Here is a 12711-nt window from a genome sequence, read left to right as displayed (position 1 = left end):
CATGACCGACGCACCTCGCCCCTCCACGCGGATCGACTCGATCGCCGATGAGTGGGTCGACACCCTGGCAGAGCTCTCGCCCACCGCGGCGACGTACATCGGCCGCTTCGAGTACAACGACCGCTTCGGTGACTACTCGCCGGCCGGTCAGGCGCGCTACATCGGGGCCGTCGAGGCCACCGCGGCCGAGCTGACGGCGGCGACGCCGGTCGACGCCATCGACGCGGTCACCAAGGAAGACCTCCTGCGCGAGCTCACCCTCGACCGTGAGCTGAACGACGCGCAGTGGTACCTGCGCGACCTGAACGTGATCGCATCGCCGGCCCAGGACATCCGGGCCGTGTTCGATCTGATGCCCACCGAGACGGTCGAGGACTGGTCGGTCATCTCCCGTCGACTCAAGGCGGTCCCCGGTGCGCTCGACGGCTACATCGCCACCCTGCGGGAGGGCATCGCCCGCGGCGTGGTGCCCGCCCGCAGGCAGGTGCGCGAGGTGATCAAGCAGATCGAGCGCTACACCGCCGACACCGGCTTCTTCGCCGAGTTCGCCGCGAATGCGAGCCCCGCGACCGGTTCGCTCCCCGCCTCGCTGGCTCGCGAACTCGCCGACAACGCCAACCTCGCGCGGCTGGCCTATGACGGCCTCGGGTCGTTCCTCTCCACCGAGCTCGTGCCGGCGGCGGGGGAGACCGACGCCGTCGGGCGGGAGGTCTATGAACTGCACTCGCGCCGCTTCCTGGGCGCCACGGTGGATCTCGACGAGACCTACGAGTGGGGCGTGCAGGAACTCGCGCGCATGGTCGCCGAGCAGGAGGCGATCGCGAACGAGATCCTCCCCGGGGCCACGGTCGAAGAAGCCGTCGCCTTTCTCGAGAGCGATCCCGCGCGCAAGCTCCACGGCACCGAAGAGCTGCGTCGTTGGATGCAGGAGACCAGCGACCGGGCGGTCGTCGAGCTCGGTGCGACCCATTTCGACATTCCCGAGCCGATCCGTCAGCTCGAGTGCCTGATCGCGCCCACCCAGGAGGGCGGGATCTACTACACCGGTCCGACCGACGACTTCTCCCGACCGGGGCGGATGTGGTGGTCGGTGCCCGAGGGCGTCACCGAATTCGACACGTGGCGCGAACTCACCACGGTGTACCACGAGGGGGTTCCGGGCCACCACCTGCAGATCGCGCAAGCGGTGTACAACCGCGCGCAGCTGAACTCGTGGCGTCGCCTCCTGGCGGGCACCTCCGGCCACGCCGAGGGCTGGGCGCTGTACGCGGAACGGCTCATGGAGCAGCTCGGCTTCCTCGATGACCCCGCCGATCGTCTCGGGATGCTGGACGGTCAGCGCATGCGGGCGGCCCGGGTGGTGCTCGACATCGGTGTGCACCTGCAGAAGCCGCGCCTCGACGGCACCGGCGTCTGGGACCATGATTACGCCCTCGAGTTCATGCTGCGCAACGTGAACATGTCCGAGGAGTTCGTGCGGTTCGAGGTCAACCGCTACCTCGGCTGGCCCGGCCAGGCGCCCAGCTACAAGGTCGGCCAGCGCATCTGGGAGCAGGCGCGCGACGAGGAGCAGGCCCGCCTGGGTGCGGACTTCGACATCAAGGACTTCCACAAGCGTGCCCTCGACATCGGCGGGGTCGGCCTCGACACGCTGCGCAATGCGCTGAACAACGGCTGACGATGGCTGCGCTCGAGCTGGGGCTCGACACCTTCGGCGACATCTCGCGGGGCACCGATGGTGCTCTGCTGAGCGACGCGCAGACGATCCGCAACGTCGTCGACCAGGCGGTACTCGCCGACGGGGTGGGGTTGTCGTTCTTCGGCGTGGGGGAGCACCACCGGAAGGACTTCGCCGTCACGAGTCCCGAGATCGTGCTCGCCGCGGCCGCCTCCCGCACGGATTCGATCCATCTCGGCACCGCCGTGACCGTGCTGTCCTCCGACGACCCGGTGCGCGTGTACGAGCGCTTCGCCACCCTCGACGCCGTCTCGAACGGCCGCGCCGAAGTGATCCTCGGCCGTGACTCGTTCACCGAGTCGTTCCCGCTCTTCGGCTACGACCTCGCCGACTACGAAGTGCTCTTCGATGAGAAGCTCGAGCTCTTCTCCACCCTGCTGCGGGAGCAGCCGGTCACCTGGTCGGGCACCACCCGGGCATCGCTGACGAACGCCGATGTCTACCCGAAGACCGAGAACGGCATCACCGCCTGGGTGGGGGTGGGCGGTTCTCCCGAGTCGGTCGTCCGGGCCGCCCGCTACGGCTTCGGGCTGGTGCTCGCGATCATCGGCGGCCCCTCGGCGCGCTTCGCACCGTTCGCCGATCTGTACCGTCGTTCGCTCGAGTCCTTCGGGAGCCCGGCCCTGCCGATCTCCGTCCACTCGCCCGGACACGTAGGGGCCACCGACCAGGAGGCGTGGGAAGAGGCGTACCCCGGTGTCGCCGAACTCAACAACACGATCGGGCGCGAACGGGGATGGCCGAGCTACAACCGGCTGCGCTTCCAGCACGACGTCGGCCCGGAGGGTTCGCTGTACGTCGGCTCTCCCGAGACCGTCGCTCGCAAGATCGCCGACACGGTTCGCACCCTCGGGGCGTCCCGCTTCCAGATGAAGTTCGCCAGCGGCTCGCTGGCCCACGCGAAGCTCATGTCGAGCATCGAACTGTACGGCACGCGCGTGCTGCCGCTCGTACGCGAGATGCTCGCGTCCGAGTGAGCGCCAGCATCCTTACGATGGCGTCATGACGAAAGACGCTCCGGCCGCCGCTCTCACCGTTTCCGAGCAGCTCGACGCCCTGCCGTTCACGCGCCGACACCTGCGCATCCTGACCGGGTCGGGCCTCGGGTGGGCGCTGGATGCGATGGACGTCGGTTTGATCTCGTTCATCATCGCCGCACTCGCCGTGCAATGGCAGCTCGCCCCCACCGAGACGGCGTGGATCGCCTCGATCGGCTTCGCGGGCATGGCCATCGGTGCGAGCGTCGGGGGGCTCTTGGCCGACCGCTTCGGTCGCCGGCAGGTGTTCGCCCTGACCCTCCTCGTCTACGGTGTCGCCACCGGCGCGAGCGCCCTCGTCGGCGGCCTCGCGGCCCTGCTCGTGCTGCGCTTCTTCGTCGGCCTCGGTCTCGGAGCCGAACTGCCGGTCGCGTCGACCTACGTGAGCGAATTCGCGCCCGCACGCATCCGCGGCCGGCTCATCGTCATCCTCGAGGCATTCTGGGCGATCGGGTGGACGGCTGCCGCCCTCATCGGCTTCCTGGTGATCCCGTCGTCGCCGGACGGCTGGCGGTGGGCGTTCGCGCTCGGCGCGATCCCCGCCGCCTACGCCCTCGCCGTGCGCTGGGGCCTGCCGGAATCGCCCCGGTGGCTCGTCCGCCGCGGTCGCCACGCCGAGGCTGCGGCCATCGTCGCCGAGTTCGAAGTCGCGGCGGGCCGCACCCCCACCCCCGTCGACACGACCGCGCCCCCGCTCGCCGCAGCGACCGGGGGGAGCCGTCTGGCCACGCTGTGGAGTGCGGAATTCCGCCGCCGCACGCTCAGCCTCTGGGTGCTGTGGTTCTGCGTCAACTTCTCGTATTACGGCGCCTTCATCTGGATCCCAACCATCCTGGTCTCGCAGGGCTACGACCTGGTGCGCTCGTTCGGCTTCACCCTGATCATCACGCTGGCCCAGCTTCCCGGTTACGCGGTCGCCGCTTGGCTCATCGAAGTGTGGGGGCGCCGCGGCACCCTCGCGGTCTTCCTCGCGGGCTCCGCGGTGTCTGCCGTCCTGTTCGGCACGGCGACGGGGGCCGGGTGGGTCATCGCCTCCGGGATGCTGCTGTCGTTCTTCAACCTCGGTGCCTGGGGCGCCCTGTACGCGGTCTCGCCGGAGACCTATCCGACTTCGATGCGCGCGACCGGTTCGGGGTGGGCCGCCGGTGTCGGGCGGATCGCCTCGATCATCGCGCCGCTGTCGGTGCCGCCCCTCCTGGCCTGGGGCGGGGCACCCCTGCTGTTCGTGGTGTTCGCCGTCTTCTTCGCGATCGCCGTCGTCGCCTCTCTCGGTGTCGTCGATCGCCGGGGCCAGGCGCTCGACGACCGGTGAGGCCTGCGTAGGCTGGTCCGATGACCGCCATTCGTTTCGTCGCCATCGGCGACTCCTTCACCGAAGGCGTCGGAGACGATCTGCCCGGGGGAGCGGTGCGGGGCTGGGCTGATCTCGCGGCGCAGGGGTGGGCGGATGCTGTGGGCGCTCCGCTGTCGTATGCCAACCTCGCCATCCGCGGCAAGCTGGCCTGGCCGATCGTCGAGGAACAACTCGAGCCTGCCCTCGCTCTGAAGCCCACGCACCTGTCCTTCAACGGCGGGGGCAACGACATGCTGCGACCGCGCGCCGACATGGCGCACATCGCCGACTCGTTCTCCCGGGTGATGGCGCGTTGCGAGGAAGAGGGCGTGCGGGTGATCTTCCTCTCCGGCGCCAATCCCTCGCCGCACCTCCCGCTCGGGCGCATGGTGCAGCGACGCGGGGATGGGCTGTCCGTGGCCGTTCTCGAGCGGATCGCCGATCACCCCGACGTCATCCGGGCGCTGAACTGGCCGGATCGCGAGCTGTCGGAGCGGCCGTTCTGGGCCGCGGACCGCCTGCACATGAACGCCCGCGGTCACCACCGGGTGGCCGCGCGCGTGCTCGACGCTCTCGGCCATACACCGCCCTCGACCTGGTGGTCGCTTCCCGAAGACCACGGCGTCATCGTTCCGCAGGGCGCGGCGTACTACCGCGAGCACGTCGCTCCGTGGGTGCGGCGACGATTGACCGGTCGCTCCTCGGGCGACGGCCGCACGGCGAAGTTCCCGGAGTGGGTCGAACTCACACCGGGCGGCTGACCCGGTAGCTCAGTTCGGCGAACTGTCCCTCCTGCTTCACCGTGGTGAGGCGGAGACGGTCGGAGCCGATGGTGCGGGGGAGGAGGGGGCGCCCCGAGGCCAGCAGCGCGGGCGCCAGCGACACCCTGATCTCGTCGAGGCGTCCGACGTCGTCGAACTGCCCGACGAGATCGCCCCCGCCGACGAGCCAGACGTCCTTTTCCCCCGCCTCCCGCTCGACGTCCGCCACCCAGGTGTCCACCGCACCCGACACGAAGCGCACCTTGCCTCCGGCGGGGGTCGGCAGCGCGCGATGGGTGACCACGAAACAGGGGAGCTCACCATAGGCGGCGGCCCACGACCCCTCGTTCTCCCGCTCGTCGTTGTCGAGCACCCATCGGTACGTCGTCGCCCCCATGACGAAGGCTCCGACGCCGGCCAGGAAGTGCGCCATGCCGTCTTCCGCTTCGGCGGCGCCGGGCACGGAGAAGAGCCACGACAACGAATCCTCGTCATCGGCGAGGAAGCCGTTCAGGGTCGAAGCGGTGTTGTACACGAAGCGCGTCATGCGGGAACGGTAGCGCCCGCCTCCGACGTCCGCGTGACTTTGCCGCAGCATCCGTTCTCCTGTCAAGCCCTCCCCGCCTCGCGGCGACGATGGCAAGGTAAGTGAGCGCGGCGCGTGCCGCCCGAAAAGGAGTGCATTCATGAGTATCGGAGCGGGAATCGCCCTGTTCGTCATCGGCGCGATCCTCGCGTTCGCGGTGAACGTCGAAGTGCCGGGTATCGAACTCAGCCTGATCGGCTATATCCTCATGGGCGCGGGCGCGGTGGTGTTCGTCATCGGACTGATCCTCATGCTGCGCCGTCGTCAGACCGACACGGTCACCCGCACGGCCGTCGACCCGGCCGCCGGCGAGCAGGTCACGCGTCAGACCACGCGTCGCGACGACGTCGTCTGACCCGCAAGGACCTGAGGCTCCCAGAAACCGGGGCTCGCTAGACCCGCAGGCTCGCTGCGATCCTGTGACGCGCGCGGTCACCCGTGCGCGTCGGCAGGATCGGGTAGACGTGAACCTGTCCGGGCGCCTCGAGGATCTCGAGGTCGACTCCGGCCTCCTGTGCCCTCGTCGCGAGGAGATGCGCGTCGGGATTGAGCACGTCCCGCGTGCCGGTGTACAGCGAGATCGGACCGAGTCCGCGGAGATCGGCGAACAGCGGGCTGACCGCGGGGTCGCGGAGGGAGAGTCCGCCGCGCCAGGCCTCGGCCAGCACGACACCGCCGGGCGTCGCGAGCCACGGGTCGGTGGGCTGCACGATAGGGATGCGGGGATTGCTCCACGTCAGATCCAGCGCCGGCGAGATGAGTACCGTGCGGGGGAGTGCGATCCCCTCATCGCGGAGCGCGAGGGCCGTGGACAGCGCGATCTGCCCGCCGGCGGAGTCGCCGACCAGCGCGGTCCGTCCGAAGCGGGCGATGCTCGATCGGACGAGTCGCGCGACCCCGTCCACAGCATCCGCCGCCGTCCCGAAGGGCACGAGGGGGTAGATCGGCACGCTCACGGTCGTGCGCGCCTCGACCGCGAGTTGCGCTGCGAACCGCCATTGCAGCCCGACGATCTGGTTGACCCAGCCGCCGCCGTGCACGTAGACGACACCGCCGGCCGGTTCGATCGACCGCGGAGTGAGCGTGTACACCGGCCACGGATCGTGCGCGACCTCGATGCGCACCGTGCGGCTCAGCCGCGGTGGGGGTCCGAACGGTTGCGGGCGCAGTTGCCGCTCGCGGATCCGCCGGCGGGCCCCGTCGGCGGTCACGAAGGTGCGGTTGGCCCGCATCGCTCGCAAGATGACGGGCACGAGGGCGTCCGGGACGGTGAGCACCAGATCATCCTCGTCCCGCGGCTGCGCGGGACCCAATCGGCACCCGCTCGAGCCTTACGGGTGCCGGGGAGAGGTGTTGGTAAGGTGCAAGGCGGCGGGTCGTATCCGCGGCATGAGGGGGGGCTCGTGATGGCATCAACGCGCGGCAAGAAGCGCCAGCGGCGTCGCAAGAGTGCGGTGACGCAGCCCCCGCGCACGGCGACCGTAACACCACCGATCAGCCCGGGGCGACGCCAGCCCGGCGAACGCGTCTTCCGCTTCAGCGACCGGTTCATCAAACGGACCACCATCACGCTGCTCGTGTCGATCCCCGTCCTGTTCCTCATCGGGTTGGCTGTCTCCGTCATCACCTACACCGCGGTGCAGGATGCCGGGGGAGACCCCGGTGAGGCCCTCGGACCGACCATCGGATTCTGGATCATGATGGGGGCCATCATCCTCCCGCTGGCCATCGCTGCGGGTCTCGGGGGAGAGGCGCTCGTGCGCGGTGGCTTCCTCGTCGGCCTCACCCTCGTGAGCGGGATCGCGGTCGTGGCCATCTCGCCCGCCGTCGACCAAGCGTGGCTGCAGCCCTGGGGCTACGCGACGATCGCCCTCGGTGTAGTGCTCTTCTTCGTGATCGGCTTCATCCGCTATGTACCGATGTGGATCGGCCTCCCGTTCGCCCGGCCCGGCCGGGTCGTCTCCGACGGGGTCCTCCCCGGCGAGTCCGAGCCCGGCCGTCTCGCGTCCACGGCCGACCGTGTCGACGGATCCCGACGCGGACCAGGCAAGCCGTAGCTCCGTCAGCGGGGCGGCGCCTCCGGTGTGTCGGCGAGGACGCGATCGATCCATTCACGGCGAGGGAGATCCGCGATCTCGTGGCGCGAGAACCACCCCACCTCGAAGAGCTCGTCGAGATCCGCCACCGCGGGACTGAGGAGTTCGCACTCGTAAGCGACGGTGACGTAAGCGACACGGTCACCGTTGGGGTACTGCACCATCATCGGCTCGCCGCCGTACGCGCCGACGATGGCCGTGATGCGCACGCGTGCGCCGGTTTCCTCACGCACTTCACGGATGACAGCATCCGACGGTTCTTCGCCCGGCTCGACCGCGCCGCCGATCAGACTCCAGAGCCCCGAGTGGGCATGCCGAGCGAGGAGGAACTGCTCGCCGTCACGGATCACAGCGGTCACGCCGGGGAGCTGGAGCAGATCGTGCCCGATCCGCGAGCGAATGGACTTGACGTACTCAGATCGGGTCATCGCCGCAGTCTAGAAGAGGACTGCAGGGCTGGTTGTGCCCATCCGATTGAGAACCTACGGCGTCTCGCGACCGAGCGGTGGGGGAGCCAGCACCGGCGACCGCCCCCTCGCCCTGAGGAGGCGAAGGGGCGGTCTTGCCGGGCCCGCGGCCGCAACGCGGCCGGTCAGGCGCCGTTCTGGTGGGCCCGGCGGCGGAGCAGCCGGAATGCGCCACCGAGGACGAGCATCAACAGGGCGGCACCCGCGAGGGGGAGCGGCTCCCAGCCCGTGGCGGCGAGGTCGCCTCCAGAGCCGGCATCCGTACCGCCGTCTCCGGGACCACCGCCCACTCCGGAGGATCCGTCGCCGGGGTCACCCGGGGTGCCCGGGCCGTCCGGGGTGCCGGGGTCTGCGGGCGGCCCCGCGTCGGCGACCGGCTGCAGCATGTCGAGCGTCACGCCTTGCGCCTTCACCCAGCGGATACCGAGCTTCAGCACATCCCCGTCGTACGACTCGTACGTGGCGCGGGTCCAGATCGCCGCCCCCTCCGGTACGCGCAGCGGCACGTCGACGACGGGCCCTACCTCGGTGACGACCTCGTGGCCGATCTTCTGCAGGTCGAAGTAGGGCCCCTCGATGTCGCTGCCGAAGCCGGCGCGGAACTCGAAGCCGCCGCTGTAGGCGGGGTAGCGATTGCTGAACACCATCGACACGGGCTCCTCACCCGGCGTGGCGGAGGGCTGGTCACTGAAGGTCACCCAGTAGTCCTCTGTGATCACCGGGTCGGCTGCGCACCGGTCGGCGGCGTGGTTGATGTAGCCGGCCACCACGGTGCCGTCGTCCCGCACGAGTTCGACGGAGGCTTTGCCGTTCATGTCGAAGGTGTGCGTGAAGGTCTCGCCGTTGATCACCTTGACGAGCAGGCCGGCGTCCACGATCGGGCCCGCACAGAGCTTGTACCGCAACACCAGGGAAGCCGAGGTGCTCGAGCGGTTGACGTAGCTGAGGTCGGCCAGATTCGGGTCCACCGGATTCTGCACGATGGAGACATCACTGGCCTCGGACGAGGGGACGACGAACTCGTGCTCGACCACCTGCCCGGCGGGCCCGCCGCTGGTCGTCCCCGTCAGCTCGGCCGTGTAGACGCCGGGTGCCAGCGAGAGCCAGTCGGTGCGCTTCGTGTCGGTGTACATGTCATCGGCGAGGTCGACCGGGAAGCTGCCCGTGAAGGCCACCCCGGCTGGGCCATGGACGGTGAGTCCCAGCTCGCCCGTGCCCGCGTAATCCATGTCGATCGCCACAGTCGCCCTCCCGGCGTCGTCGAACGCGATGTTCTCCAAAGCCCGGAACACCACCAGCTGCGAAACGTGCAGAGTGCGCACCACGGTGGCCGATCCCGATGCGAGGGTCACCGGGTAGTCGCCTTCCGGAAGCTCCTCGGGCAGCGACAGACCGCGCTCGGCGGTGCCGTCGGGGCCCACGGTTCCTGTCAACGGGGCGACGCCGTCGAGCGAGACCGTATAGGCCGCGCCAGGAGCCAGCCCCGCGACATCTGTTTCGATCCAGGTACCCGGCCGAGCCCAGTCCCGGTCGAAACCGAGCGACAGGGGTGCCGTCGGCGCAACGACCTCACCGGGCACGGCGATCTCCAGAGCCGTGCGGTGCCCGGTGTCGCCGAACCCGACGGTGCCGTAGTAGCTGCCCGGCGCGAGGTCCGACCACGAGACGGCAACCGATGCCGGCTCACCGAGCGTGGTGTGCAGCGTCTCGGGCGTCACCGTGAGGGCGCCGTCGTTCGTGCTGCTGCCCAGCACATAGCTGGTCAGCGTGTAGTCGAGTGGGCCGACACCGGAGAAGAAGTCGACGTCGAGCACGTAGCGGTTGGTGGGGAGGCCGGCGTAGTCGATCACTTCGTGCGAGCTCGACGTGGCGGAATCGGCCCAGGGGATGAGCTGCTGCGCGCTGTCGAACGAGGACAGATGCAGGTCGAGGTCGGCCTTCGGATCAACGCCCTCGAGCACGAAGTGCGCGAGCGTGGTGCCGTCGGGCACGTCGATCACCCAGCGATCCGAGCGCACCGGCTCGGTGACCGGGCCGGCCGTACCCGACCCCCGCATCACCTGGCCCTTGACCAATCCGGTCTTCGCGATGGCGAAGTCGGAGGTCGCGCCGACGGAGACGGGAATATCGAGCGAGCCGTTCGCGCCGACGCCGGCAACAGCATCCGGAACATCCAGTGACACCGGGCGTACGGCGATCGGGGTGACCGCACGGTCGGAACCGTCGTGCCAGATCAGCTGGCCGGTGACGAAGATGTCCACCGGGGCATCGGTTCGGGTGAAGGTGACGGTGTACTGCTGCTGCTCGCCCGCGGCGGCGAAGGTCAACGTCGAGGGGGAGACCACGGCTGTGACGCCGTCGAGTGTGGGCGCTTCGGCCGTCCAGGTGCCGGCCCGGGTGGCGGTGACCGTGCGCGTGATGGTCTCCGTGCCGGCAAGACCGCCGACGCTGATCGAGGCGAGGTTCAGTTGCGAGGGGTCGACGGCATCGACACCGAGGTCGACACCCTCCACCGACTCGATGTAGCCGTACCAGTCCTCGGTGCCGTTGAGGTAGAGCATCCCGGGATCGAAGTAGCGGGTGGGGTCGACGTGACCGGCGCCCTGCGCGAAGGGGTCCGTCGCCGGATCACCGTCCGCGTCGACGGTGTCGTAGGCCGTGGTCATCATGGCGGATTTGATCTCGCTGGGGGAGGCGTCCGGGTGCTCGCCCAGGTAGAGGGCGGCGAGACCCGCCACGTGGGGCGAGGCCATCGAGGTGCCCGAGAGCAGGGCGTAGTTGCCGGGCGCTCCGGGCTCGCTGGCGTAGGCGGCGAGGATGGCGACGCCGGGTGCGGAAATGTCGGGTTTGAGCACGTCGCCGCCGTCGGCCAGGATCGGCCCGCGCGACGAGAAGCCGGCGACCTGCGGGGTCTGGGCCGAGGGCAGGCCGTCGGGGTTTCCGTCTTCGAGGCTCACCGTCGCGCCGGAAGTCGCGGCGTACGCGTGCAGGGCGTCGTACGCGAAGGAATCGACGTGCACCGTGGGCAGCACGTGGGCGTCGAGGTCGACCGAGCTCGACGTGGGGTTCACCATGACGACGCCGATACCGCCGGCGCGCTTCACCTCCTCGGTCTTCAGCGTGCGGTCAACGACCCCTCGGTCGCACAGCACGATGCGGCCGGCGGTCTTGGCCGGGTCGAGAGATCCGGGTGCGCAGAGGGCAGGGTCATCGGCATCGGCTGCGGCCACGGCAGCGGCGTCGACGAGGGTGCCCGTGACCGGCGCGCCCTGCGGCACGGTGATCGACCCACCGAGGAAGGTGCGGCCGTCACCCAGGCGCACGGTCGCCTCGTAGGAGGGGATGGTGGTCGCGGCAACGGTGGTGATCCAGGGAGCGGCGTTGTCGGCAGTGGATGCACCCGCGCCGTCGTTGCCGGCGGAAGCGGACACGAAGATCCCCACGGCGGCCGCGTTGAGGAACGCCTCACCGGTCAGCGAAACGGTGGTCTGGGCCGCGCCGCCGCCGATGGAGTAGTTGATGACGTCCACGCCGTCGGCCACAGCCGCGTCGATCGCGGCGAGCAAGTCACCTGTCTGGCAGCCGTCGTCGTCGTGCGTGGCGCCCGACCAGCACGCCTTGTACATCGCCAGCTTCGCGCCGGGCACGACGCCCGAGATCCGCCCGAAATCGCGACCCGCCACCTCTGCGGCGACGCCGGTATCGCCGGCCGCGGTGCTCGAGGTGTGGGAGCCGTGCCCGCTGCCGTCGCGCGGGGAGAGGTAGTCGTGCTCACCCACCGCCCCGGGGGTGTAACTGTCGACGAAATAGCGGGCGGTGATGAGCTTGGTGGAGCAGTCGGCCGCGGTGAAACCGGGGCCGGTGATGCACTCGCCGTGGAAAGCGGTGCCGTCGGCCTTGTGGAACACCACGGTGTCGCCGTCGAGGTAGGGCTGGTCGCCGGCAGTGGTGCCGAGCGGCGCGCCCGCGAAAGAGGCGTTCTCGGGGCTGATGCCACTGTCGATGATGCCGACGACGATTCCCTCGCCCGCAGATTCGACGCCGCCGGTGGCGGCCCAGACGCCGTCGTCGCCGGTGAGGCCGAGGAACTCGGTCGACGGGGTAGCCTGCAGGTGCAGCAGCTCGTCGGGCACGACGGCCGCGACGCGCGGATCGCGGGAGAGTGCCTTGGCCTGGCTCGCCGTCAGCACACTCGCGAAGCCGTTGGTGGTGACCGTGTAGCTCGAAGTGATCGAGGCGTTCACCGATCCGGCGACGCTCCGCTGCCGCTCGGTGAGGTAGTCGGAGTAGTCGGCGACACGGCGCGACGACATGTCGAGCTCGTCTCCCTCCGCCGGCTGTGTGGCGTCGAACGCGGAAACGCCACCGGTGTACGCGGCCACCGCGTCGTCACGCAGAGTGACGATGTAGCGGCCGTCCGTGAAGGCGGATGCTGCCGCCGAGGCTGCCGCCGGGGTCACCGTCGCGGCCGCGAAGGCGCCTGGAGCGGCGACGACGCCGATGGCGGTGGTCAGCACGAGGGCGGTCGCGGCCGCACCCGACCGGCGGAGCAGCTGGCGGAGTCTGTTCGTGTTCACGGGGTCCTAGCTCGGGGGAGACGTGGGGGAGAAGCGCACCAGCAGCGGCGGTTCCGCCCGGAGGTGACCTCATTCTCTGGTCGCTCCCGGCCGCGGTCGTGGCCGAGATCGGCCAA

General features: G+C 69.9%; 10 protein-coding genes. 6 read left to right on the top strand and 4 right to left on the bottom strand.

Annotated elements, in window-relative coordinates; all coding sequences use genetic code 11:
- The first annotated feature begins 1 nt into the window (after position 1).
- Genes ACFXP5_RS01840 through ACFXP5_RS01825 form a run of 4 tightly spaced genes read left to right on the top strand, consistent with a single transcriptional unit; the run spans position 2 to position 4869 of the window.
- Positions 2–1678: a DUF885 domain-containing protein gene (locus tag ACFXP5_RS01840; RefSeq protein ID WP_394543286.1), complete on the top strand. Its 1677-nt coding sequence runs from the start codon at positions 2–4 to the stop codon at positions 1676–1678.
- A 2-nt stretch (positions 1679–1680) separates the two neighbouring features.
- Positions 1681–2715 carry an LLM class flavin-dependent oxidoreductase gene (locus ACFXP5_RS01835; protein WP_394543284.1) on the top strand — a complete coding sequence of 345 codons (1035 nt, stop codon included), beginning with the start codon at positions 1681–1683 and terminating at the stop codon, positions 2713–2715.
- A 25-nt stretch (positions 2716–2740) separates the two neighbouring features.
- Positions 2741–4087: an MFS transporter gene (locus tag ACFXP5_RS01830; protein WP_394543283.1), complete on the top strand. Its 1347-nt coding sequence runs from the start codon at positions 2741–2743 to the stop codon at positions 4085–4087.
- A gap of 20 nt (positions 4088–4107) precedes the next feature.
- Positions 4108–4869 (top strand): SGNH/GDSL hydrolase family protein, encoded by a 762-nt coding sequence (locus ACFXP5_RS01825; RefSeq protein ID WP_394526496.1) that lies wholly within the window; start codon positions 4108–4110, stop codon positions 4867–4869.
- Here the strand turns inward: ACFXP5_RS01825 and ACFXP5_RS01820 are convergent.
- Positions 4853–5416 carry a dihydrofolate reductase family protein gene (locus ACFXP5_RS01820; RefSeq protein ID WP_394543281.1) on the bottom strand — a complete coding sequence of 188 codons (564 nt, stop codon included), beginning with the start codon at positions 5414–5416 and terminating at the stop codon, positions 4853–4855. The two genes, ACFXP5_RS01825 and ACFXP5_RS01820, sit on opposite strands and share 17 nt — an antisense overlap.
- Before the next feature lie 139 nt (positions 5417–5555).
- Here ACFXP5_RS01820 and ACFXP5_RS01815 point away from each other — a divergent pair, with 139 nt between their 5' ends.
- Positions 5556–5810 carry a DUF6458 family protein gene (locus ACFXP5_RS01815; RefSeq protein WP_394526492.1) on the top strand — a complete coding sequence of 85 codons (255 nt, stop codon included), beginning with the start codon at positions 5556–5558 and terminating at the stop codon, positions 5808–5810.
- Between the two features lie 37 nt (positions 5811–5847).
- Here the strand turns inward: ACFXP5_RS01815 and ACFXP5_RS01810 are convergent, their stop codons facing one another.
- Positions 5848–6732 (bottom strand): alpha/beta hydrolase fold domain-containing protein, encoded by an 885-nt coding sequence (locus ACFXP5_RS01810; protein ID WP_394543280.1) that lies wholly within the window; start codon positions 6730–6732, stop codon positions 5848–5850.
- A 129-nt stretch (positions 6733–6861) separates the two neighbouring features.
- On the opposite strand from ACFXP5_RS01810, the gene ACFXP5_RS01805 reads away from it, so the two are divergent.
- Positions 6862–7512 carry a hypothetical protein gene (locus tag ACFXP5_RS01805; protein ID WP_394543279.1) on the top strand — a complete coding sequence of 217 codons (651 nt, stop codon included), beginning with the start codon at positions 6862–6864 and terminating at the stop codon, positions 7510–7512.
- A 5-nt stretch (positions 7513–7517) separates the two neighbouring features.
- Here ACFXP5_RS01805 and ACFXP5_RS01800 read toward each other — a convergent pair whose 3' ends face one another.
- The gene (locus ACFXP5_RS01800) at positions 7518–7979 is read right to left on the bottom strand and encodes an NUDIX domain-containing protein (RefSeq protein ID WP_394543278.1); all 462 of its coding nucleotides are present in this window, start codon (positions 7977–7979) and stop codon (positions 7518–7520) included.
- Positions 7980–8143: 164 nt separating this feature from the next.
- A complete protein-coding gene (locus ACFXP5_RS01795; RefSeq protein ID WP_394543277.1) occupies positions 8144–12595 on the bottom strand; it encodes a S8 family serine peptidase in 4452 nt (1483 codons plus the stop codon).
- Between the last annotated feature and the right edge of the window lie 116 nt (positions 12596–12711).

It is taken from the genome of Microbacterium hanjuni (assembly GCF_043556395.1).
GTDB lineage: Bacteria > Actinomycetota > Actinomycetes > Actinomycetales > Microbacteriaceae > Microbacterium.
Note: the sequence above shows the minus strand (reverse complement) of the source record. Positions and strands in the feature narration are given on the sequence as shown.